This window comes from Bacteroides sp. An51A (assembly GCF_002161565.1).
Classification (GTDB): Bacteria; Bacteroidota; Bacteroidia; order Bacteroidales; family Bacteroidaceae; genus Phocaeicola; species Phocaeicola intestinalis.
The window spans coordinates 100,568-121,662 of record NZ_NFIC01000006.1 but is presented as its reverse complement, the minus strand read 5'-3'; the positions used below and the strand labels follow the sequence as shown (position 1 = coordinate 121,662).

Genomic DNA, 21,095 nt, shown 5'->3' with positions numbered 1-21,095 from the left:
CTCACGCAATAGTCTTCGTTTTTGAAATTTTGCCAGATTTCAGTTTAAGACACTTGCGACTTATGTATATAATTGACGGAAAACATCCCGTAATCCGCCGTTATGTTCTATTTCAAGTTCAAAGATAAGGAATGTTCCCTGAAAATCAAACTGATTCAGGATTTATTTGTCATTCTGTATCTATTCAGCTTTTCTTTTCTCATCTTCTGCACTTTCTATTCCCAGCCGTTCACATAGTTCCGGATCACTCTTGATACGTTCCATTTCATCGTTGATGATCGCCTGGGCATCCGCCTTTATCTGGTCATAATTACGCTGTATCTGCTGAAGCATGATGTCATTTCCTTCACTGTCCTTGAACGTGTTGATAACCGGGATTTTTTTATAAGCCTTTTCTTCCGCACTTACTTTGGCATGGTCCACGATAATTTCCGCATGGAAAATCTTCTGGTCTATTTTCTCACCGAAATTATCCGACACGGAACCAACAAACGTACCCTGTGATAGGTTGGAAATCTTTGATGCTGGAATCAGTGAATCAAGTTGGGTGTTAATCGATGTAGAGACATCCTGACGGTTGATAGATATGGACTGCCGTTTCTGTAAAATCTTACCGAAGCGTTCGGAAAGTGTCTTGGCCGTTTCACCGACTACCTGACCACTGAATATGTTGCCGACTGTATTTTGAATCACCTTGCTCTCCTTTTCACCGTAGTCACGATTAAGCTGGCTGAAGTCCTGAAATCCCAAACAGACTGCCACCTTGTTGGAACGTGCCGTTGCAATCAGGTTGTCCAGTCCTCGGAAATAGATGGTTGGAAGCTCATCTATAATGACCGTGCTTTTAAGTTGCCCTTTCTTGTTTATCAGTTTGACGATTCTGGAATTATATAGTCCGAGCGCAGCGGAATAGATGTTCTGTCGGTCCGGATTATTGCCCACACAAAGGATTTTAGGCTCTTTCGGATTATTGATATCCAGAGAAAAATCATTGCCTGTCATGACCCAGTACAGCTGTGGAGAAATCATTCTGGTAAGCGGAATTTTCGCTGAAGCTATCTGGCCCTGGAGCTGATCCTGAGCCCCACCTTTCCATGCATCCATGAAAGGAGAAAGGTAGTTCTCCAGTTCCGGATAGGAAGTCAATATGGTAAACAAATCAGAGTAAGGTTTGTTCAGCAGTTCCACGGCATGAGGGAAGCTGCAATAGATACCGTTTTTGTATATTTTCAAATACCAGATTATAGCTGCCAGCAGGATAATCGGAGACTCTACAAAGAAGTCACCCTGTTTTTCAATCCAGGTTTTGTTCAAATTTAACATGATAGTATAGCTTGCTTCGTATGCGTCAGAGATGTCTGTCATGAACTCCGGATTGATGGGATTGCAGCGGTGTGAACGGTGCGGATCATCGAAGTTGATGACGTAAAAATGTGGCTTAACCTTGTATTTGTCCATATTGTGCAATAAGGTATTGTAGGCAATGGTGGAAAGGTCATCAAATTTATAATCATAGATATAGACACTGAATCCCTTGGAAATCATCTGCTTGATGTAGTTGTTCACCACTGCGTATGATTTACCGGAACCCGGTGTCCCCAATACGATGGTCGCGCGGAAAGGATTGACCACGTTGATCCAGCCGTCGTTGAGCTTGCCACCATACTGGAATCTGGTGGGCAGATTGACCGAGTATTCATTCTCCATCAGCCTTGTCTCCTGCATGAAGGATTCGTTTTCCATATTGAACACGTCCTCCATCAGGTTATGTCTGTAAAGCCTGCTGATCCACAGTCCCGCCATGAGCAGGCATAGATAACCGGTAGCGAGAGTCACCACATACAAGGCAGTAATAGCTTCGTGCGGAAAAGGCATGTCAAGCAGCCACCAGTTCATGAAAAACAGAACCGCCCCGGCAGTAAGTACCGCCCATATACGTTGCCATGTAATCTTCTCGCCTTTGACTCCGATGGTACCCATGCAGGATATGGCCAGCAGAAGCACTGCCATCAGTTTTGTCCAAAGGATACAGCCGAATATACCGGTTGTCCTGTCAAAATTCATCAGTATCCGGTCTATGACATCCAGATTCAGATGCCAGGCGCTCATGCTGGGATAGCAGTACACATAAACGTGGACTACCAGAATAAAAATACTGACAGCCCTGCCGAATTCCATAATCTTGGCAAGGGCTCTCAAATCGTCTTCCTGTTGCATAATGATGTAGATGATTGTGGAGGAATCCGTTGTTCCCCCTGTTGTTGACTCATTTTGATTGATCAGATACCGCGTGATTTGCGCTTCTGCGGTTTCTTTTTCCGTTTCATGCGGCGACGGAACGCTTCTTCCTCGTAATCGACTGCCGGATTTGCCTCAAAGGAGAAGATGCCTGCCGCCTGTTCAAGCGCACTGTTTTCTTCCATACGGTGACCGTACCGTTTCCAAAGTTCCTCCGGACCTGACTGTTGTCTGTCCTGCCAGAGTATTCCTTCCCACCAGTTGACAAGGCCGTTGAATACGTTGGCGGAAAACTCCTTTCCCATACGTGAACCGTTGAACACCTCGCGCCGTTCATGGTCTATGAATGTGACACCGTAGATACGTCCGGTATCGTTCCTTCGGAATACCACATCAATGTGCTCCTGTTTCAGCAGTTCCCTGAATTCCTGTTCCGATTTTGCGTTACGCATGGCCCATACGACCTTGCCGGATATGGCAGGAGCCCATCTGCCTTCCTTGAAGTCCTGTGTATGCCGTAACATACGTTCGGACAGTCCCGTATTTCCGAAACGCTTGCCGAACCTTGCACTTTTTATCGGAGGGCTGACAACTTTCCCACTATCATCTGTAGCCGAATAGATGATGCCCGTATAGGGTGTTCCCATGTAATCGCCCCGAACCTGTCGAGCTTCAATGTTCAGTGTGGAAAGCAGTGCGGAATACTCTCCGAAAGTCTGGAAACGGTAGCTTTCCAGTACGGCCTTCAGTGTGTTTCCTATCTGATGGCGTATATCCCCCTGTGAGGCATTCACCTTTTTCAGTTCCGCTTTCGGATTCCGTCTTTCCCTATCCGCACTGTTACGCAGTCCGAATTCCTGTTCCAGTTCCCGGCAGGCTGTCATTGAACGGCGGTGTTCATAGGAGTCATTGATTTTCCTTCCTTCATCGTCAATGCATACACTCACGATATGTACGTGCGTGTTGCAGGTATCTCCATGTCTGTACACGATGAACGGCTGGTCACCGTATCCCATTTTCTGCATGTATTTTTCTGCTAGTTCCGCCAGCCTGTCATTGTCCAGCCTGTCTTCCGGTGCCGGACTGAGGGCGATATGCAGGACCGGCTTGTCTGTTCTCCTGTTTACCGTCAGATGGTTTTCAAATGAAAGGAGAGCCAGACGCATGTCCTCGCTCGGCAGTCCCGGGCGGTCGGAAATCATCCGGTGTCCGGACAGGATTTCCGCTGTCCCTTGAAATACCTTTTCATGATTATAGACCAGCGCTCCGTAAAGGCTTGCTCCATGACTTATCTTTGCAACCATTCCTTTTCATATTCTTTGGTTAATGCCATAATCTGCTTGTTGAGCAATATCAGTTCCAGGGTAGCCTTTTCAAGTTTGTAAAGCAAGGACATCGCCCTTTTGTCCCCGAAATTTTTCTGTACGGCCCTTACGACCTGATTGTAATTGTTGCCTATTGCCTGGAACTGTCTGTAAAATTCCCCGAGCCGGATGTAATAGTCCATGGAAACCTTATCCACCTTGATTACCTTCAGTTGTTCTGAAAAGATTGATTTCTTGATAAAGATTGTCCTGTCCCTTGCTCCGGATTCCAGAAACAGTTTCTCAAATCTGCTTTTCTCCTGTGCGTTCAGACGGAAATTGTACTTGTAGTCCGCCGGATCAGTCTTCGGTTTTCTGCCTGTCCTTCTTGCCTGTTTTTTCTCCATGTTTTTCTGCTTTTGGGTTGTTTTGCTTTCTCCGTCAGATTTTCCGACTTTGGAGGAAAATCCCCCGACCGTTAGGGAGGGCAAGTTGGTTTTTGTATGGCAGAATAATTTCTGTCGTACAAAAACACAACTTGCTCTGTTCGTTTGAACAGAGAATCCACCTCCGGCGGATTGCTGCGCGACGTGAGCGGCGTGCTGCTGTCCGTCGGAAGATGTTCCAAATCGTCTATCGGTTCTGACTTTGCAAAATTATGACCGTGTAAACAGTTGTGAAATAGTGGATTGTATGACATATAAAGACGTCTGATGACATCTGATGTCATGGTGCAGGCTACATATTACCTGTATGCTTGAAAGACCTTATTTTTGACGCGATTTAAGCGTGCAATATTGCAATAACATAAGGACATAATAACATAACAACATAGTATTGCAATAACATAAGGACATAATAACATGGCAACATAGTATTGCAATAACATAAGGACATAATAACATAACAACATAGTATTGCAATAACATAAGGACATAATAACATGGCAACATAGTATTGCAATAACATAAGGACATAATAACATAACAACATAGTATTGCAATAACGTAAGGACATAATAACGTAACAACATAGTATTGCAATAACATAAGGACATAATAACATGGCAACAATAGTATCACAATAGCGTGATGCCATTGTAAGATTAGTGAAAGAAAAAGTGAATATTAACCCCAAAAACAAAAGGTATGAACAAACGTCCAATTCTTGTCGCCTTCAGCAATCAGAAAGGCGGTGTGGGCAAGTCCACGGTAACAGCGGTTCTTGCCAGTTATTTTAATTATGTAAAAGGTCTGAAAGTTGCTGTTGTTGACTGTGACTATCCCCAGTTCAGTCTGGAAAAACTAAGGGGAAGGGATTTGAAGAACCTTGAGAAAAGCGAGTATCACCAGCGACTTTTCTGCCGTCAGTTTGAAGACGGTTCCCGTAAGGCCTATCCGATCGTCACTTCCACGCCGGAGGCAGCCGCAGAGATTCCCGGCAAACTGGAAGGCGACTATGACCTGATATTCTTCGATCTTCCCGGAACGGTGAACTCCCGTGGTGTATTCGAGTCCGTCATGAACATGGATTTTATCTTTACTCCCATTGTAAAGGACCGTATGGTCATGCAGAGCAGCCTTTCCTTTGTATCGACCGTTCAGGATTTTATCGGACAGCATCCGGAAGCTCCCCTGAAGGACATACGTTTATTCTGGAACCGTATGGACAGCCGTACTTCAAAAGAACTGTATGTAATGTATAATGCAATAGTGCTCCGTATGGGGTTGAAGGTCTTTGAAACCGTACTTCCGGATCTTGAACGCTTCAACAAGGAAATGACACCTTCTTCCAGACAGCATTTCCGCTGCACCCTTCTTCCTCCTTCCGAATCACTACTGAAAGACAGCCGTCTTGAGGCTTTTGCCCAGGAGATGGAACGTATCATATTTCCGGGATAAGAACTATGGCAAAGAAAAGAGAGATATTCAAGGTGGATGAGGATGCCTTGAAGGACATGATGGCCAGTGAATCCATTTCCTGTGGTAAATCTGGAGCAGATGTCGGCGAGAATGTTCTTCCTGTCACAGAAAAGGAAAAAAATGTGCCGGAAGTAAAGACACAGGGACAGGAAAAGTCCCGCAAGACGATTCGCGCTGACCCCGGACTGGAAGAGAAGGTGGAAATGTATAAGGAACTGTTTCTGGACAGAAAGAAGTCCGTACACAGAAAGCAGACCTATATCAGCTATGACATGTATTGCAGGCTGGCCCGTATCCTTCCCCTTCTGAGTGATGACATGAGTGTGCCCGCTTTTTTGGATAATGTGCTGGCACACCATCTTGAGACTTACAGTGAAGAGCTTGGCGAGCTGTTTCGCCGAAAAACCCCAAAAACATTCTGAAAATGATGTGGATTGTATTGACTGTTGCCGTATTGGTTTGCGGTCTGCTGTTATGTTGCGTTTATTTACTATTCAATAAGATTTGTTCACTGAAAAGACAGGTCAGAGAGTTGAATGAGAAAATAGGAATAGCGAACTGTTTTCCCGAATATAGCCGTGTGTATCTGAACGATGCTCCAGTCGGGAAAGGACGTCAGATTCGTATCCGTTGCGGTTTGTACAACAAGGCAAGCCGCCTTATTCCGTTTATGGCTCCCGGCATGAGTGTTTCAGTCTATGTGAGCAATATCGTGGAGGAACACTTGAAACGCCACGGAGAATTGCTGAAGAATGAACTTGAATGTTTTCTCTATAAGGATTCTTTATGGAAGAACTGATATACTTCTGTGTACGGATTGTCTGTATAGGCTATTTGCTGTACAGCGTGTATGGCTGGAGAAGGCGTATCGAAACTGTTTGTACCCTGCTTTATGGGAAACCTTGCGTGAAGAAGGAAAAGAAAGAAACTGTCGTAACGGAATCTGCGGTTTCAGATGCAGAAGTGATGGGAAGTACCCGTTATGTCTATCTGGACGAGAATGCCGGAAAGACTGCCGCTCCCTTCATGAGCCAGCCACTTGAAAGGAATTTTATCGGTGAGGAGGAGGATGTGCAGCAGGAAGATGTGGAATGCAACCTTCAGCTGGATAAGATGAAACTCCTGCAGGAAGTCCAGGAAGACCTTGATGCGGAGTCTCCCGAAGTGGAATCCGTATCACCTGTTCTGTCCAGCAAGGACATGGAAGTACTCGGCGAATATCTGACACATCAGGATGAAGCCGACCATGAGAAGGCCATGCAGGCAGCCCGTGTCCTGTTCTCCATCAGGCAGACCAGCCTGATTGATGTGTTCCTTTCCAATATGGAGAATTCCGCGATTGTAGAGGAACTGATAGACAGGTATCTTGATGAGGACGGCAATCCCAAACCGCTTAAAGTAAAGGATGGGAATGAACCGTCTGACAACTGGCGGAAATATATCTGACACCGATATATTCAGGCATCCCGGAAATCTTTTCGGGATGCTTTTTTTATGTCTGTAAGGCTTCCTGAATGACATCTGATGACATCTGGTGACATCTGATGACGGTGTTGTATCACAGCGGTTTAAGCCTTATATATTTGCAGTCGAATTCAAAATTTATGTCAAACCCCAAAATGATTCGACAATGAAGAGAAGAATCCTATTTTCAGTATTGTGTGTGCTGGTAGCGGCAGGTGCCTTCGCACAGGGACAGGGTCTTGCCGGCATCAATGAGGCTACCAGCCTTATGACTTCGTATTTCGATCCGGCCACCAAATTGTGTTATGCCATCGGAGCCGTACTCGGTCTGGTCGGCGGTATCAAGACGTATGGCAAGTTCAGCAGCGGTGACCCGGATACGTCCAAGACTGCGGCAAGCTGGTTCTTCGCCTGCATCTTCCTGATTGTGGCCGCCACCATTCTCCGTTCCTTCTTCCTGTAAGCCATGGATTACCGTATCAACAAAGGAGCAGGCCGTCCGATTGAGTTCAAGGGCTTGAAATCACAGTACCTGTTCTTTTTTGCCGGAGGTCTTGTATCGGTCTTTCTTGCGGTGGTAGTCCTGTATATGGCCGGTGTCAGCCAGCTGGTATGCCTGTCTTTCGGAGCAGTATCCGGTTCCCTGGCCGTATGGCTGACCTTCCGCATGAATACCCGCTACGGTGAGCACGGGCTGATGAAGATGCTGGCCGAGAAACGCCATCCGCGCTATCTGTCAGCCCGTCGCAGAATATTCAGAGCATTAACCAAAAAGAAGAGAAAGAAATGAGAAGTGTATTGAAGGCCTGTGATCTGGAAGACAGATTCCCGATTCTGGCCGTGGAAAACAACTGCATCGTAAGCAAGGATGCGGACATTACGGTAGCCTTTGAGGTCGAGCTGCCTGAACTGTACACGGTGACGGCGGCGGAATATGAAGCCATTCACGGTACCTGGGTGAAGGCCATGAAGGTGCTTCCCAATTATTCGGTCGTGTACAAGCAGGACTGGTTCGTCAAGGAAAACTACCGGAGCGAAGGAGACGGGACGGAAAGTTTCCTGTCCCGCAGCTATGAGCGTCATTTCAACGAACGCCCGTATCTCAGACACCGCTGCTTCCTGTATCTGACAAAGACCACACGCGAACGTGCCCGTCGCCGCAGTGATTTCAGTACCCTGTGCCGCGGCTATATCCTTCCCAAGGAAATCACGGACTGGGATTCGGTCGTGAAATTCCTGGAGGCGGTGGAGCAGTTCGAGCGTATCATGAACGATTCGGGGCATGTCAGGATGAAGCGTCTCAGAACTGAAGAGGTTATCGGAACGGAAGAATGTCCCGGGCTGATTGAAAGATACCTGACTCTCGGTATGGAGGACACGCACCCCGTATTGCAGGACATCTGCCTTGATCCAGAACGTATGCGCATCGGTGACAAACGTCTTTGCCTGCATGTGCTTTCCGATACGGAAGACCTTCCCGGCAGTGTGGGCACGGACATGCGTTATGAGCGCTTGTCCACTGACCGTAGCGACTGCCGTCTTTCGTTTGCGGCTCCGGTAGGACTTCTGCTTTCATGCAACCATGTCTATTCGCAGTACGTGTTTATCGATGACGCGCAGGAAATCCTGCAACGCATGGAAAAGACTTCACGCAACATGTTGTCCCTGTCGAAATACAGCCGCAGCAATGCCGTGAACTATGAATGGGCAGAAATGTATCTTGACGAGGCGCATACGAATGGGCTTGTTCCGGTACGGTGCCACTGTAATGTACTGGCCTGGGCGGAAGACGAGGAAGAGTTAAGGCGTATCAAGAACGATACCGGCAGCCAGCTTGCCCTGATGGGATGCGTACCCCATTACAACACGATAGATACCCCGGTGCTGTACTGGTCTGGTATTCCAGGCAATGCGGGCGATTTTCCGGCTGAGGAAAGTTTCTATACCTTTCTGGAACAGGCTGTCTGCCTGTTTGCTTCGGAAACGAATTACCGCAGTTCGCCCAGCCCGTTCGGTATCCGTATGACGGACAGGCAGAGCGGCGTACCGCTTCATCTGGACATCAGTGACCTGCCCATGCGCAAGGGAATCATTACCAACCGCAACAAGTTCATACTCGGTCCCTCCGGCAGCGGTAAATCCTTCTTTACGAACCACCTTGTCCGCCAGTATTATGAACAGGGTACCCATATCCTGCTGGTGGATACCGGAAACAGCTATCAGGGACTTTGCAGCCTGATTCATGACCGGACACATGGCGAGGACGGTATCTATATCACCTATGAGGAGGACAATCCCATCGCCTTCAATCCGTTCTATACGGATTCTGGGGAATTTGACGTGGAAAAGCGTGAAAGCATCAAGACACTGATACTCACACTCTGGAAACGTGAGGATGAAGCCCCAAGGCGTTCGGAAGAAGTGGCCCTTTCTGGAGCGGTGAACGCATACATCCGCAGGATAACGGAAAACAGGGATGTCAGACCCGATTTCAACGGATTCTACGAGTTTGTGCGTGATGACTACCGTCGGATGATTGAGGAGAAAAAAGTCCGTGAGAAGGATTTTGACATCGACGGTTTCCTGAACGTGCTGGAACCGTTCTACCGTGGCGGTGATTATGATTTCCTGCTTAATTCGGACAAGGAACTGGATCTTACCAACAAGCGCTTTATCGTATTTGAACTGGACAATATCAGCGGAAACAAGGTGCTTCTGCCCGTGGTCACGCTGATAATCATGGAAACCTTCATCGCCAAGATGCGCCGTTTGAAAGGTATCCGCAAGATGATACTTATTGAGGAATGCTGGAAAGCCCTGATGTCCGCCAATATGAGTGAGTACATAAAGTATCTCTTTAAGACCGTCAGAAAATATTTCGGTGAGGCCGTGGTGGTCACCCAGGAAGTGGATGACATCATCAGTTCCCCTGTCGTAAAGGAAGCTATCATCAACAACAGTGACTGCAAGATTCTTCTTGACCAGCGGAAATACATGAACAAGTTCGACCATATCCAGCGGCTTCTCGGACTGACCGACAAGGAACGTGGACAGATCCTGTCCATTAATCAGGCCAACCATCCCGGACGTTTCTACCGTGAGGTCTGGATCGGTCTTGGCGGTACTCACTCGGCCGTGTATGCCACGGAAGTCAGCGATGAGGAATATGCCGTATATACCACGGAAGAGTCGGAAAAGCTGGAATTGCAGAATCTGGCCAAGGAACTGGGCGGAAATCTGGAACTGGCCGTGAAACGCATTGCGGAAATGAGAAGGGAAAGGAAAAGGTCAAACGGTAAAGCATGACGGTTATGAATGACAGTTTTGAATCGGATGAAAGAAAGCGTAAGGAGACAATCGAATGTCTCTACTGGTCCCTGATGAACGGATGGGACATACCGAAGGATATCCGTGAACATTACGGATTTTCAGAGGACTATGAACTGTACCACCGGCTTGAAAGTATGGAACCGGAAGATTACAGGGAAAGAAGGCTCAGAGGCGAGATACCTGATGCCGTGGAGGTCGATGTAAGACTGACACATGCTGTGGAGAAGGTCTTCGAGCGGCTTTGTTCCCCTCCTCCCGTACAGTATCTCGACAAGCTGTACGGGGAACTGGAAAAGCTGGGAGGTTTCATAGCCAACCTGAAGAATATTGACAGCCCTTTCATTAATTCCTGTTTTCTCATGAAATACGGCATTGACCGGAATTCCCCGGATGAAATCAGGCGGCAACAGTCAGAAAAGGCATATAAAGAACTTTATGCCAGGTTTGAAACCATGGTTGGCCTGAAGTCCCCAAACAAAAAGGACGATACCATTATCCGCAAGGAATGTCGGCAGCCAGCCTGTAAGGACAGGCCGACCGGAAAAGTCCACATCCCGGTCACTCCGAAGCCAAAGAGACGCAAGATGGGACTTTGAGAGATTCAGTAAAACAAGAACAACATCATTAAAAAAGACAAGACATGAAAAACAGACAGTTGTACAGACTGGCCGCCTGCCTGATCGGGGCGGCATCACTGCTTCTGCAGAGCTGCAGTGAGAGCAGGTTCAAGGACTGTGACCGCCTGTGCGGTTCATGGAGCAGTGTGGAAGGCAAGCCCGATGTCCTTATATATAAGGAAGGGGACGCCTACAAGGTGACGGTCTTCGCCCGCAGCGGAAAGACACGGAAGCTGAAGCCGGAAACCTATCTGCTGGTGGAAGAAAACGGTAACCTGTTCATCAATACCGGCTACCGCATAGACATCGCCTACAATGAGGCGGCTGACGTATTGACCTTTTCTCCGAACGGTGACTATGTAAGGAAGGAGGTACGTCCATGAGAAAAAGACTGCTGCTGCTTTGTGCAGGAACCTTTTTTCTTGCCGGACAGATACGAGCACAGTGGGTGGTGACCGATCCGGGAAACCTTGCCCAGAGTATCATCAACATGTCGGACAATATCGTGCATACCTCTTCAACTGCGACAAGTACCGCCCAGAATTTTGCGGAGACGGTGAAGATATACCAGCAGTACAAGAAATACTACGATGCCCTGAAGTCCGTCAACAATCTGGTGAAGGATGCCCGTAAGGTCAGTGAAATCATCCTGATGGTCGGTGACGTGTCGGAAATCTACGTGACCAATTTCCAGAAGATGCTGGGTGACGAGAACTTTTCTCCCGAAGAGCTGGATGCCATCGCTTTCGGTTATACCAAACTTCTGGAAGAGAGCAACGGGGTGTTGCAGGACCTCAAGCAGGTAATCAACGTCAGCACCCTTTCCATGACCGACAAGGACCGTATGGACGTGGTGGATGACTGTTATGTCAGTATGCGCCGTTACCGCAATCTCGTGAATTATTATACGAACAGGAATATAGCCGTGAGTTTTCTGCGTGCCCGCAAGAAGAATGACCTTGACCGTGTCCTGAAGCTTTATGGCAATGACACCTCCAAATACTGGTAGCCTATGGTATTGTTATCCGTGGATTTCTCGAATCTCCATACCATTCTTGAGAGCCTTTACAATGAAATGATGCCCCTTTGCGGGGATATGCTGGATGTGGCCAAGGGACTTGCCGGACTCGGTGCCCTGTTTTATGTGGCCGTCCGTGTATGGCAGTCGCTTGCCCGTGCCGAACCGATAGACGTGTATCCGCTTCTGCGCCCGTTTGCGATAGGCATCTGCATCATGCTTTTCCCGACTCTGGTACTCGGAACGATGAATACGGTGCTGAGTCCGATTGTGCAGGGAACCCACAAGATGCTTGAGGGGCAGACGATGGACATGCAGCAGTACCGTGAGCAGAAGGACAGGCTGGAACGTGAAGCCATGCTCCGTAATCCGGAAACGGCCTATCTGGTCAGCGATGAGGAGTTTGACCGTCAGCTGGACGAGCTCGGATGGTCGCCCGATGCCATGGCAACCCGTATGGGCATGTATATGGAAGTGGGCATGTACAATCTGGAAAAGAATATCCGGGACGCCTTCCGCAGTCTGCTGGAACTGCTTTTTGCTGCGGCATCCCTGCTTATAGATACGGTAAGGACTTTTTTTCTGGTTGTATTGTCCATCCTTGGTCCCATTGCCTTTGCCTTCAGTGTGTGGGACGGTTTCCAGTCCACGCTCAGCCAGTGGTTCACACGTTACATTTCCGTCTATCTGTGGCTTCCCGTGAGTGACCTTTTCAGCTGTATGCTGGCTAAGATTCAGGTGCTCATGCTGCAGAACGACATCCTGGAGCTCCAGAACAATCCGAACTATTCGCTGGACAACTCCAATTCGGTATATGTGATCTTCATGCTCATAGGTATCATCGGATATTTTACCGTGCCGACCGTGGCCGGATGGATTGTACAGGCAGGCGGTGGCGGAAACTATAACCGCAACATCAACCGTACCGCGACCAAGGCCGGAGGATTTGCAGCCGGTGCCGCAGGTTCCGGACTGGGAAATATCGGAGGGCGTCTGCGTGGAAAATAAACAGAACAGGAACATAAAAATCATGAAAACAGATGGAATTCAAATCACTGACCAATATTGAAAGCAGTTTCAGACGGATACGCCTGATGCTTGCGGTCTTTGTCGGATGCTGCACGCTTGTGACCGTCTTTGCCCTGTGGAACTCATACCGCTTTGCGGAGAAACAGCGTGAGAAAATTTATGTACTCGATGGCGGCAAGTCACTGATGCTTGCCCTTTCGCAGGATCTTTCACAGAACCGTCCGGCTGAAGCCAGGGAGCATGTAAGAAGGTTCCATGAGCTCTTTTTCGGGCTGTCGCCACAGAAGGATGCCATCGAGCACAATATCAACCGTGCCTTGCAGCTGGCGGACAAAAGCGCCTATCATTACTATGTGGATTTTGCCGAGAAAGGATATTACAACCGTCTCATTTCCGGTAATATCAATCAGGTGGTACGGGTGGACAGCGTGGTCTGCGACTTTTCCGGATACCCCTACAGGGCCAGGACGTATGCCCGCCAGATGATTATCCGTGAGAGTAATGTGACGGAACGTTCGCTGGTGACTGACTGCCAGCTTCAGAATACGTCCCGTTCCGATGACAACCCCAACGGCTTTATCATCGAACATCTGACCATACTGGAAAACAAGGACATAAGGAGCGTAGAGCGATGAAAAGGAACCTGACGAGACAGGCGGACCTTCAACTCAGGAGGTTCTGCCACAGACTTACCGTTAAACAGCGCAAGGCCGTTCTCTGGATACTGTTTGTCCCGTTTACCGCCGCATGTGTCTATACGGCATGCAGACCGTTTATAGGCAGTAAGAACCGGGAGTCCGGAATGGAATTTATGGAAAAGGATTCACTCCGTATGGAGTTCATTCAATCTATTGTAAGAAATGGAGAAAGAAAAAGTCAAGAAAGTAATGGAACGGCTGATGAAACCGTTCAGGCTCCGGTCTTCAAGGGACAGAAAGCCGCTGAGTGAGGAACAGAAACGCAAACGCGCCAGATTTGTGGTGTATCCGCTGATGTTCCTGCTGTGTCTGGGAAGTTTCTATCTGATATTCTCACCTTCCGGGCAGGAACGGGAGCGGCAGGATAAAGGACAGGGATTCAATACGGAAATCCCTTCTCCCGAGGACAGCCGCCTGGAAGGAAACAAGAAAGATGCCTATGAAAAGGCTCTGATGGAACAGGAAAGCAGGAAAAGGAAGACATTCTTTGAAGCTGCGGAGTCCATGTTTGCCAAAGAGGAACGGAAAGACAGTGTCCGTCTTCCCGATAACATTCCACCGGAGAGGCAAACAAACACGGAAACGGAAACAGAAAAAGGCAATGCCGGACCGGTCAGTTCCTCGGCCGGAGCCTACCGTGAGATGAACCGTACGCTGGGAAGCATCTATGAACCGCGGACCGATCCGGAAAAGGAAAGGCTTCTGGAAAGGATTGAGGAACTGGAGCGTATGCAGCAACAGCAGCAGAAACAGGAGCCACTGTCAGGCATGGAGGAAAAGATGGCCCTGATGGAAAAATCCTACGAACTGGCCGCCAAATACAATAACCGTCAGGCAGTGGAGACTCCTTCTCCCGTCAGAAAAGCGGAGGACAAAAAAGCCATACCGGTGAAACAGGTTCACAATGAGGTGGTATCCTCGCTTTCCAGACCTATGAGCGACGAAGAGTTCATATCCGCCTTTTCGGGAGAACGCAATGCCGGTTTCAATACGGCTGTCGGCCGGAAGACAGTAGCGGAAGGCAATACCATTGCTGCCTGTGTACACGGTACGCAGACCGTATCCGACGGACAGGCCTTGCGCCTGCGGCTTACCGAGCCCATGTCTGTTGCCGGACGTTTCATACCGAAAGGGACCGTACTGGTAGGTGGCACACGCATACAGGGTGAACGGCTGGAAATCATGGTCAATGCCGTGGAATACAAGGGAACTATCCTGCCGGTGGAGCTGGAAGTCTATGATCTGGATGGACAGCAGGGAATCCTGGTGCCGGGTTCACTGGAATATGACGCTGCCAGAGAGATTGCCGCCAATATGGGAACCTCGATGAACAGCAGCATTAACATTTCCACCGATGCCGGGGCGCAGATTGCCTCTGATCTGGGAAAAGGTGTGATACAGGGCGTTTCCCAGTACATATCCAAACGGATGCGTACGGTAAAGATTACTTTGAAGGCCGGACACCGGGTACTGCTCCATTCACCGGAGAAATGAAATACAGGAAACTATGAAAGAAAAGACAACCATTAAACAAAAGCACATGAAGAAGATTCTGATGATGTTTGCCCTTTTACTGGGCGTATCGGCTGCCTGGGCGCAGCAGAGTAGCGGTGATTATTATGAGGGGCTGACCCGCAAGATCGGTTTCAGCCAGATGATTCCGCCGCACGGACTGGAAATAACGTATGACAAGACCGTCCATGTCATTTTTCCGGCTCCGGTCAAGTATGTGGATCTCGGTTCTACAAACCTGATAGCCGGCAAGGCCGACGGTGCCGAGAATGTAATCCGAGTAAAGGCCACGACACGCAATTTCAGGGAGGAGACCAATATGTCTGTAATAACCGAAGACGGGAACTTCTATACCTTCAACGTGAAGTATGCCGATGAGCCGCTGCTGCTGAATGTGGAGATGTGTGATTTCATCCATGACGGAGAATCGGTGAACCGTCCCAACAATGCCATGGAAATCTATCTGACCGAGCTGGATAACGAGTCACCCCGTCTGGTACGTCTTATCATGAAATCCGTGTATGAGAATGACAAGCGCCGTATCCGTCATATCGGCTGCAAGCGTTTCGGTATCCAGTATCTGCTCAAAGGGCTGTACACCCATAATGACCTGCTTTATTTCCATACCCAGGTAAAGAACTCCTCGAATGTGCCCTTTGACGTGGATTTCATTACGTTCAAGGTGGTGGACAAAAAGATGATGAAGCGTACGGCCATGCAGGAGCAGGTGATTTATCCGCTGCGTGCCTATAATTATGTGACACGTGTAAACGGCAGGGATTCGGAATGCACGGTATTTGCCCTTCCTAAGTTTACGATACCGGACGACAAGAAACTGGTTGTGGAGATGTATGAGAAACAGGGTGGCCGTCACCAGAGTTTTGAGGTGGTCAACGAAGACCTGGTGCGTGCGGAAACCATCAACGAACTGAAGGTACGATGAGAACGAAAGTATTGTATATGCTGGCATTGCTGCTTGTCCTTTCCGTAGGGCAGGCAGACGCCCAGCGGATTCTGCCAAGGATGCAGGGTGTGGAAATGCGTGGAGGTATGGCTTCCGATAACGGATACTATATGGGAATGACACTTTCAAGTTATGCCAAAGGCGGAAACAAATGGGTATATGGAGCGGAATATTTGCACATGAAGCACGGTTACCGTCATGTGACCATCCCTTCGGCGCAGTTTACGGCAGAAGGCGGATATTACCTGAATTTCCTTTCCGATGCGGGAAAAGTGTTCTTCCTCAATCTTGGAGGATCGGCACTGGCCGGATATGAGACGGTAAACTGGTCCGATAAAAAACTCTATGACGGGGCCACTCTGAAAAACGGCGATGCCTTTGTGTACGGCTGTGCCCTGACGCTGGAGATGGAACTGTACCTTGCCGACCGTGTGGCATTGACGGCTTCCTTGCGTGAGCGTTTCCTGTGGGGCGGAAGTCTCGGATATTGCCATACCCAATATGGAATCGGCATTCGTTTTATGATAAATTAGCGGGTTATGGAACTGGAACAGATTAGACGTATTTCTCTTGTCGGTTTTCTTGAAGGTATGGGGCATGTACCGGTATCCCGTAAAGGAAATGATGTCTGGTTCAGATCCCCTTTCAGAAATGAGAGAACCGCATCCTTCAAGGTGGATACGCAGCGGAATGTCTGGTTTGATTTTGGCCTCGGAAAGGGAGGTGACATCTTCCATCTTGCCGGAGAACTGACCGGAAGCACCGGTTTCATGGAACAGCTGGAGTTCCTTTCAGGGAAATCCGGCATACTTCCCCTCCGGCCTTTACAGGAACGTAAGAAGATACCCCGCGTTTCCGGATTCGAGGACGTGAAAGTGACGGAACTGAGTCATGAGGCATTGAAAGGTTACCTGAAAGAGAGAGGCATTGATCCGGCCATAGCCGGGAGATTCTGCAAGGAAGTGGCATACGGAATACGGGGCAAACGGTATTTTGCCATAGGCTTCATGAACCGGAGCGGCGGCTATGAACTCCGTAACCCGATGTTCAAGGGATGCATCTCTCCCAAGGACATTTCCTGTGTGTCCCTGTCCGGAAAGAAACAGGATACGTGCTGCGTGTTTGAAGGATTTGTGGATTTCCTTTCGGCATTGGTATTGCGGATTGTGAAGGACGAGGACTGCCTGGTGCTGAACTCTGTATCCAATCTGGAACGGTCGTATGCCGTTCTGGAGGGTTACGGTAAAATCCTGTGCTTTCTTGACCGTGATCGGGCCGGGATTACTGCACTGGAGACTTTGAACATACATTTCGGGAATAAGGTTATGGACTGTTCCGGTCTGTATGATGGATTAAAGGACTTGAATGAATATCTGACAAAAACAAAGGAAAACAAATGAAGACAGAAAAGAATATGAGAAAAGGATTTGGGCTGGCAGGTAAGATTGCCATGTTCTGCATAGGTCTGGTCAGTCTTGTACTGATCTCGTGCGAATCCGAGCTGGAAATACAGCAGAGTTATCCGTTTACCGTGGAAACAATGCCGGTTCCAAAGGAACTGAACAGGAATGAGACGGCGGAAATACGATGTGAACTCAAAAGTGAGGGCGATTTTGACGGTACGGTCTATACGATCCGTTATTTCCAGTATGACGGGGAAGGTTCCCTGAAACTGGACAACGGTCTTGAATTCAGGCCGAATGACCGTTATCTGCTGGAGAACCGGAAGTTCAGGCTGTATTATACTTCACTATGTGAAGAGGCACAGAACTTCATTGTCGTTGTCGAGGACAACTGGGGAAACATGACGGAAATGGAATTTGACTTCAACAATGCAGGTGATGAAGAGACGGATGCTGTGGAAGATTCATTGTCAGTTCAGGAAGGAGGTGCCCTATAATAACCGTTAGACTTCTAAGGTCGGTACTGCCGTTGGTGGTACTGACCATGACGGTAACTTTCCTGCGGGCACAGGAGAATGTTGAAGACTCACGTTGGGAAACGGCTGTCAGGTGTATCAAAAAATACGAAGGATGGCATGGTCCGGAACATCATCCGTATGTTGCATACGGTCACCGTATCAGAAAAGGGGAAAAGTTTCCCGTCAGTCTGACAGAAAGTGAGGGAGACAGTATTCTGAGAAAAGACCTGAAGGAAATGTGTGCATTGTTCCGTCACCTGGGAAAGGATTCGCTGCTGATAGCCTGTCTTGCTTATCAGGTGGGACCATATAAGTTGCTCGGTTATGGCAGGATGCCCAAAAGCACGTTGATAAAGAAACTGGAAGCCGGTAATCGGGACATTTATGCGGACTTCATACGATATTGTCACTATAAGGGAAAGAAAATTCCGTCAATAGAAAGGAGAAGAAAAGAAGAATACAAGTTATTGTTTATACAATGAAAAAGAACAGAACAGCCGTGAATTATGAAAAGTTCACGGCTGTTCTGTTATAGTGTTCTGTTCAGAAAAAGTGACAGGGGATAAATGAACCGGTTATACTGTTTCAGAGCATCCATATCCAGCTTCATATTTCTGTAAGGATTTGAATCTTCCGTATAGAAATAGATGTCTATTGTCCGGTTGCCATTTTTTATAATTTTCCCGTTCAATGGTATCGCGTCCACATCCTCGAACTTTTCAAGGGGAAGGCCTTCAATAGAACCGGTTTCCTGTTTGCCGAGACTGTTTGTATAGTGATTGAACAGTACAAATCCTTTTCGGGCATAATCAATGTGAATGCCGTATGGACGGTTGCGGTAAAAGTTTTCTCTGGCTTTTTCCTGATAATTTTCCATTATAATACCGGTTTGACAATTTCAATCTTCAATCCGAGTGCATCAATGATACGGCAGAACGTACTGATACCCGGATCTACAATACCTTTTTCTATTCTGGAGATATAGGACTTGTTGGTCCCGATTTTTTCAGCCAGTTCGGACTGGGTCATCTTTTCCTTCTTTCTGGCATCGCATATAATCTGTCCCATGCAGTAGGCGTATGCCTCCTTACGGAACTCCTCACGTTCAGGTGTTCCCGGCTTGCCGAATTCCGCATCCATGATAGCATCGATGCTGGTCAGGTTTTCATTTCTTGCTTTCATAATACTCCTCCTTTATCTTTAATGCCTTTTCTATTTCAGAAGGCGGTGTCTTCTTTGTCTTTTTCTGAAATCCGTTGAACAAGATTACGATGTTCCCGTCATCAAATATGAAGAATACCCGGAAGATGTTGCCTCCATATTCAGCACGGATTTCATAGAGCTCTTCGCGCAGATACTTTACGAACTTGCTGCTTATCCTTTCCTGTACTTTCAGCATATCAAGAATGTAGTATATCTTACGGGCTTCCTCTTTTCTGAGAGATGAGATAAAGTCCATGAAATAATTCTTGTAGGCTGATATGGTCCTTTCCTGTTTCATGCTGCAAATATATATAAAGTTTACATATCAGGCAACTTTGAAAAGATGTAAATAAATTATTCCTCATTTTCCAAGTTGGTAAAGTTAAAACATTCCGTAACGATGAAGTCTTCTCCTCCGTATTCTGCCAACGCCATGAAATCGGACAGGCTGTCGCAATAGAAGAAGATGGCATCATCATGCTCTTCCGGAATGTTTTCGAGTGCTATGGAAACTTCCGTTTCTTTCATATCATCTTTCCAGTTTATTTCTTATTTCCTACAAAAAATACGCCTTTGAAAATCAAGTGAGTCAAAAGATTTTCTTTGTTTTCAGGATTACTTTGCTTGTTCGGACAACTTTTATGGATGAAAAGCATAAAATATTCAGACTGAAAGAATATTTAGTATCCGCCCTTATGTCGTTGGGGCTTGAAGCAGTTTACGAGCAAGGAAGCCACGGTAAAGGCAATTCCTACCCCCACCACACCTGTCCACCCGCAATGCTGCCAAGACAGACCGGAAACGAATGTACCGGCAGAACCACCCAAAAAGTAAATGGTCATATAAACGGTATTGATACGATTGATGGCAGATGCGTCAAGGGTGACTACGCTGGTCTGATTCGACAAATGGATGCATTGCATACCGGCATCAATCAGCAAGATAGCAATTATTATCCACAAATAGCTGTCATTCCCCCAAAATGCCAGTATCCATGCAACCAACACTACGCATCCTCCGGCAATAGAGAAGAACCTCGCACCGTACTTTTGGACGTAGCCGCTGATGAAAACCACCGTGGATGCACCTGCCAGTCCACACAAACCGAGTGCTCCGATAATGTCGTCGCTAGCAAAAAAAGGTTCCTGTTTCATCCGAAAAGCAAGGCAACTCCACAAAGCGAAGAACGAGCCATAAGCCAATGCCGCCCTCAGCGATGCGATACGCAAGTACGGGTATTGGGAGAGCAGGCGCGACAAAGATTTCATCAACCCTGCATAACTTTCTTGAGAACAGGTAGACAGCGTGGGTAGCATCTTGTGAATCATCTGGAAGCATCCGAGCATAAACAAGCAAGCTACAAAATAGACGGAACGCCATCCCCATACGTCAGCCAGAAAGCCACTGAATACCCGTGAACCAAGAATGCCTATGAGCAGGCAAGATTGTATAATCCCTACGTTGCGCACCTTGTGCGCAGGGGGTGAATAATAAGATACTAACGGAATGAAAAATTGCGGCATAACCGAAGATGCGCCGGCAAGCAATGATGCGCCCCACACCCAATAGATGTTCGGGGCAAGGGCTATGGCAAGCAAGGCGCACGAAGATATGATATAATTGGTCAATATCAGCTTCTTTCGTGAGACCAAATCACCAAGCGGGATGACAAACACAAGTCCGGTCACATAGCCTATCTGTGTCAATGTCGCTACCATGCTAGCAGAAAAGTCGTTTACCGCGAAATCTTTTGCCATGCTACCCAACAAAGGTTGGTTGTAGTAGCAGTTGGCAACGGAAAGTTCGGTAGCAACTGCCATCAGAGCCAGCAGAGGTACCGGAATGCCTTGGTTCTCTCTTAATTCATACTTCATT

Annotated in this window: 26 protein-coding genes; 18 read left to right on the top strand and 8 right to left on the bottom strand. The window is 47.8% G+C overall.

The window, feature by feature from the left end; genetic code table 11:
* Nucleotides 1-180: 180 nt before the first annotated feature.
* The 3 genes from mobC to mobA form a co-directional block, all read right to left on the bottom strand.
* A complete protein-coding gene (gene mobC, locus B5G04_RS12755) occupies nucleotides 181-2,217 on the bottom strand; it encodes a conjugal transfer protein MobC (protein WP_087397524.1) in 2,037 nt (678 codons plus the stop codon).
* A 62-nt stretch (nucleotides 2,218-2,279) separates the two neighbouring features.
* Nucleotides 2,280-3,542, bottom strand: coding sequence for a conjugal transfer protein MobB (gene mobB / locus B5G04_RS12750; RefSeq protein WP_087397521.1), 1,263 nt, complete (start codon nucleotides 3,540-3,542; stop codon nucleotides 2,280-2,282).
* Nucleotides 3,527-3,949: a conjugal transfer protein MobA gene (mobA, locus tag B5G04_RS12745; protein WP_204247020.1), complete on the bottom strand. Its 423-nt coding sequence runs from the start codon at nucleotides 3,947-3,949 to the stop codon at nucleotides 3,527-3,529. The genes mobB and mobA overlap by 16 nt, the downstream gene beginning before the upstream one ends.
* A gap of 741 nt (nucleotides 3,950-4,690) precedes the next feature.
* On the opposite strand from mobA, the gene B5G04_RS12735 reads away from it, so the two are divergent.
* The 18 genes from B5G04_RS12735 to B5G04_RS12645 all read left to right on the top strand — a co-directional run bounded on the left by B5G04_RS12735 (nucleotide 4,691) and on the right by B5G04_RS12645 (nucleotide 18,499).
* Nucleotides 4,691-5,443, top strand: a complete 753-nt coding sequence (locus B5G04_RS12735; RefSeq protein WP_005776850.1) for a ParA family protein — start codon at nucleotides 4,691-4,693, stop codon at nucleotides 5,441-5,443.
* A gap of 5 nt (nucleotides 5,444-5,448) precedes the next feature.
* Entirely contained in the window at nucleotides 5,449-5,886 is a 438-nt protein-coding gene (locus B5G04_RS12730; RefSeq protein WP_004326325.1) for a DUF3408 domain-containing protein, read from the top strand.
* Nucleotides 5,887-5,888: 2 nt separating this feature from the next.
* Entirely contained in the window at nucleotides 5,889-6,263 is a 375-nt protein-coding gene (locus B5G04_RS12725) for a DUF3408 domain-containing protein (RefSeq protein WP_087397517.1), read from the top strand.
* Nucleotides 6,251-6,910, top strand: a complete 660-nt coding sequence (locus tag B5G04_RS12720) for a DUF4122 family protein (RefSeq protein ID WP_087397515.1) — start codon at nucleotides 6,251-6,253, stop codon at nucleotides 6,908-6,910. The genes B5G04_RS12725 and B5G04_RS12720 overlap by 13 nt, the downstream gene beginning before the upstream one ends.
* A gap of 184 nt (nucleotides 6,911-7,094) precedes the next feature.
* Complete coding sequence (locus B5G04_RS12715) at nucleotides 7,095-7,391, top strand: DUF4134 domain-containing protein (RefSeq protein WP_087397513.1); 297 nt, start codon at nucleotides 7,095-7,097, stop codon at nucleotides 7,389-7,391.
* Nucleotides 7,392-7,394: 3 nt separating this feature from the next.
* Complete coding sequence (locus B5G04_RS12710) at nucleotides 7,395-7,718, top strand: DUF4133 domain-containing protein (protein ID WP_087397510.1); 324 nt, start codon at nucleotides 7,395-7,397, stop codon at nucleotides 7,716-7,718.
* The gene (locus B5G04_RS12705; RefSeq protein WP_087397508.1) at nucleotides 7,715-10,234 is read left to right on the top strand and encodes a TraG family conjugative transposon ATPase; all 2,520 of its coding nucleotides are present in this window, start codon (nucleotides 7,715-7,717) and stop codon (nucleotides 10,232-10,234) included. The genes B5G04_RS12710 and B5G04_RS12705 overlap by 4 nt, the downstream gene beginning before the upstream one ends.
* 5 nt (nucleotides 10,235-10,239) lie before the next feature.
* Complete coding sequence (locus tag B5G04_RS12700; protein WP_204247019.1) at nucleotides 10,240-10,854, top strand: hypothetical protein; 615 nt, start codon at nucleotides 10,240-10,242, stop codon at nucleotides 10,852-10,854.
* Nucleotides 10,855-10,898: 44 nt separating this feature from the next.
* Complete coding sequence (locus B5G04_RS12695; protein ID WP_004294975.1) at nucleotides 10,899-11,258, top strand: DUF3876 domain-containing protein; 360 nt, start codon at nucleotides 10,899-10,901, stop codon at nucleotides 11,256-11,258.
* Nucleotides 11,255-11,884 (top strand): DUF4141 domain-containing protein, encoded by a 630-nt coding sequence (locus tag B5G04_RS12690; protein WP_087397504.1) that lies wholly within the window; start codon nucleotides 11,255-11,257, stop codon nucleotides 11,882-11,884. Before B5G04_RS12695 ends, B5G04_RS12690 begins: the two co-directional genes overlap by 4 nt.
* Before the next feature lie 3 nt (nucleotides 11,885-11,887).
* Nucleotides 11,888-12,901: a conjugative transposon protein TraJ gene (traJ, locus tag B5G04_RS12685; RefSeq protein ID WP_013619035.1), complete on the top strand. Its 1,014-nt coding sequence runs from the start codon at nucleotides 11,888-11,890 to the stop codon at nucleotides 12,899-12,901.
* A 32-nt stretch (nucleotides 12,902-12,933) separates the two neighbouring features.
* Nucleotides 12,934-13,557 carry a conjugative transposon protein TraK gene (gene traK / locus B5G04_RS12680; RefSeq protein WP_004326315.1) on the top strand — a complete coding sequence of 208 codons (624 nt, stop codon included), beginning with the start codon at nucleotides 12,934-12,936 and terminating at the stop codon, nucleotides 13,555-13,557.
* A gap of 252 nt (nucleotides 13,558-13,809) precedes the next feature.
* Nucleotides 13,810-15,114: a conjugative transposon protein TraM gene (gene traM / locus B5G04_RS12670; RefSeq protein WP_087397500.1), complete on the top strand. Its 1,305-nt coding sequence runs from the start codon at nucleotides 13,810-13,812 to the stop codon at nucleotides 15,112-15,114.
* A gap of 46 nt (nucleotides 15,115-15,160) precedes the next feature.
* Nucleotides 15,161-16,075 (top strand): conjugative transposon protein TraN, encoded by a 915-nt coding sequence (traN, locus tag B5G04_RS12665; RefSeq protein WP_087397743.1) that lies wholly within the window; start codon nucleotides 15,161-15,163, stop codon nucleotides 16,073-16,075.
* Complete coding sequence (locus tag B5G04_RS12660; protein WP_004326311.1) at nucleotides 16,072-16,629, top strand: conjugal transfer protein TraO; 558 nt, start codon at nucleotides 16,072-16,074, stop codon at nucleotides 16,627-16,629. Before traN ends, B5G04_RS12660 begins: the two co-directional genes overlap by 4 nt.
* A gap of 6 nt (nucleotides 16,630-16,635) precedes the next feature.
* On the top strand, nucleotides 16,636-17,496 hold the full coding sequence (locus B5G04_RS12655) for a toprim domain-containing protein (RefSeq protein ID WP_087397498.1): 861 nt from the start codon (nucleotides 16,636-16,638) through the stop codon (nucleotides 17,494-17,496).
* Nucleotides 17,493-17,996 (top strand): DUF3872 domain-containing protein, encoded by a 504-nt coding sequence (locus B5G04_RS12650; protein ID WP_087397497.1) that lies wholly within the window; start codon nucleotides 17,493-17,495, stop codon nucleotides 17,994-17,996. Before B5G04_RS12655 ends, B5G04_RS12650 begins: the two co-directional genes overlap by 4 nt.
* 47 nt (nucleotides 17,997-18,043) lie before the next feature.
* Nucleotides 18,044-18,499, top strand: a complete 456-nt coding sequence (locus B5G04_RS12645) for a glycoside hydrolase (protein WP_087397741.1) — start codon at nucleotides 18,044-18,046, stop codon at nucleotides 18,497-18,499.
* A gap of 47 nt (nucleotides 18,500-18,546) precedes the next feature.
* Here the strand turns inward: B5G04_RS12645 and B5G04_RS12640 are convergent, their stop codons facing one another.
* The 5 genes from B5G04_RS12640 to B5G04_RS12625 form a co-directional block, all read right to left on the bottom strand.
* Nucleotides 18,547-18,894: a hypothetical protein gene (locus B5G04_RS12640; RefSeq protein WP_087397494.1), complete on the bottom strand. Its 348-nt coding sequence runs from the start codon at nucleotides 18,892-18,894 to the stop codon at nucleotides 18,547-18,549.
* Entirely contained in the window at nucleotides 18,894-19,199 is a 306-nt protein-coding gene (locus tag B5G04_RS12635) for a helix-turn-helix transcriptional regulator (protein ID WP_004326306.1), read from the bottom strand. Before B5G04_RS12635 ends, B5G04_RS12640 begins: the two co-directional genes overlap by 1 nt.
* On the bottom strand, nucleotides 19,183-19,518 hold the full coding sequence (locus B5G04_RS12630) for a type II toxin-antitoxin system RelE/ParE family toxin (RefSeq protein WP_087397492.1): 336 nt from the start codon (nucleotides 19,516-19,518) through the stop codon (nucleotides 19,183-19,185). Before B5G04_RS12630 ends, B5G04_RS12635 begins: the two co-directional genes overlap by 17 nt.
* 56 nt (nucleotides 19,519-19,574) lie before the next feature.
* A complete protein-coding gene (locus B5G04_RS19380) occupies nucleotides 19,575-19,748 on the bottom strand; it encodes a hypothetical protein (protein ID WP_022126199.1) in 174 nt (57 codons plus the stop codon).
* 152 nt (nucleotides 19,749-19,900) lie between these two features.
* Nucleotides 19,901-21,094, bottom strand: coding sequence for an MFS transporter (locus B5G04_RS12625; protein WP_087397489.1), 1,194 nt, complete (start codon nucleotides 21,092-21,094; stop codon nucleotides 19,901-19,903).
* Between the last annotated feature and the right edge of the window lies 1 nt (nucleotide 21,095).

What these genes read in the sequence shown, in the direction of transcription:
- mobC (WP_087397524.1), bottom strand. Translation starts at nt 2,217, where the DNA reads ATGCAACAGGAAGACGATTTGAGAGCCCTTGCCAAGATTATGGAATTC.
- mobB (WP_087397521.1), bottom strand. Translation starts at nt 3,542, where the DNA reads ATGGTTGCAAAGATAAGTCATGGAGCAAGCCTTTACGGAGCGCTGGTC.
- mobA (WP_204247020.1), bottom strand. Translation starts at nt 3,949, where the DNA reads ATGGAGAAAAAACAGGCAAGAAGGACAGGCAGAAAACCGAAGACTGAT.
- B5G04_RS12735 (WP_005776850.1), top strand. Translation starts at nt 4,691, where the DNA reads ATGAACAAACGTCCAATTCTTGTCGCCTTCAGCAATCAGAAAGGCGGT.
- B5G04_RS12730 (WP_004326325.1), top strand. Translation starts at nt 5,449, where the DNA reads ATGGCAAAGAAAAGAGAGATATTCAAGGTGGATGAGGATGCCTTGAAG.
- B5G04_RS12725 (WP_087397517.1), top strand. Translation starts at nt 5,889, where the DNA reads ATGATGTGGATTGTATTGACTGTTGCCGTATTGGTTTGCGGTCTGCTG.
- B5G04_RS12720 (WP_087397515.1), top strand. Translation starts at nt 6,251, where the DNA reads ATGGAAGAACTGATATACTTCTGTGTACGGATTGTCTGTATAGGCTAT.
- B5G04_RS12715 (WP_087397513.1), top strand. Translation starts at nt 7,095, where the DNA reads ATGAAGAGAAGAATCCTATTTTCAGTATTGTGTGTGCTGGTAGCGGCA.
- B5G04_RS12710 (WP_087397510.1), top strand. Translation starts at nt 7,395, where the DNA reads ATGGATTACCGTATCAACAAAGGAGCAGGCCGTCCGATTGAGTTCAAG.
- B5G04_RS12705 (WP_087397508.1), top strand. Translation starts at nt 7,715, where the DNA reads ATGAGAAGTGTATTGAAGGCCTGTGATCTGGAAGACAGATTCCCGATT.
- B5G04_RS12700 (WP_204247019.1), top strand. Translation starts at nt 10,240, where the DNA reads ATGAATGACAGTTTTGAATCGGATGAAAGAAAGCGTAAGGAGACAATC.
- B5G04_RS12695 (WP_004294975.1), top strand. Translation starts at nt 10,899, where the DNA reads ATGAAAAACAGACAGTTGTACAGACTGGCCGCCTGCCTGATCGGGGCG.
- B5G04_RS12690 (WP_087397504.1), top strand. Translation starts at nt 11,255, where the DNA reads ATGAGAAAAAGACTGCTGCTGCTTTGTGCAGGAACCTTTTTTCTTGCC.
- traJ (WP_013619035.1), top strand. Translation starts at nt 11,888, where the DNA reads ATGGTATTGTTATCCGTGGATTTCTCGAATCTCCATACCATTCTTGAG.
- traK (WP_004326315.1), top strand. Translation starts at nt 12,934, where the DNA reads ATGGAATTCAAATCACTGACCAATATTGAAAGCAGTTTCAGACGGATA.
- traM (WP_087397500.1), top strand. Translation starts at nt 13,810, where the DNA reads ATGGAACGGCTGATGAAACCGTTCAGGCTCCGGTCTTCAAGGGACAGA.
- traN (WP_087397743.1), top strand. Translation starts at nt 15,161, where the DNA reads ATGAAGAAGATTCTGATGATGTTTGCCCTTTTACTGGGCGTATCGGCT.
- B5G04_RS12660 (WP_004326311.1), top strand. Translation starts at nt 16,072, where the DNA reads ATGAGAACGAAAGTATTGTATATGCTGGCATTGCTGCTTGTCCTTTCC.
- B5G04_RS12655 (WP_087397498.1), top strand. Translation starts at nt 16,636, where the DNA reads ATGGAACTGGAACAGATTAGACGTATTTCTCTTGTCGGTTTTCTTGAA.
- B5G04_RS12650 (WP_087397497.1), top strand. Translation starts at nt 17,493, where the DNA reads ATGAAGACAGAAAAGAATATGAGAAAAGGATTTGGGCTGGCAGGTAAG.
- B5G04_RS12645 (WP_087397741.1), top strand. Translation starts at nt 18,044, where the DNA reads ATGACGGTAACTTTCCTGCGGGCACAGGAGAATGTTGAAGACTCACGT.
- B5G04_RS12640 (WP_087397494.1), bottom strand. Translation starts at nt 18,894, where the DNA reads ATGGAAAATTATCAGGAAAAAGCCAGAGAAAACTTTTACCGCAACCGT.
- B5G04_RS12635 (WP_004326306.1), bottom strand. Translation starts at nt 19,199, where the DNA reads ATGAAAGCAAGAAATGAAAACCTGACCAGCATCGATGCTATCATGGAT.
- B5G04_RS12630 (WP_087397492.1), bottom strand. Translation starts at nt 19,518, where the DNA reads ATGAAACAGGAAAGGACCATATCAGCCTACAAGAATTATTTCATGGAC.
- B5G04_RS19380 (WP_022126199.1), bottom strand. Translation starts at nt 19,748, where the DNA reads ATGAAAGAAACGGAAGTTTCCATAGCACTCGAAAACATTCCGGAAGAG.
- B5G04_RS12625 (WP_087397489.1), bottom strand. Translation starts at nt 21,094, where the DNA reads ATGAAGTATGAATTAAGAGAGAACCAAGGCATTCCGGTACCTCTGCTG.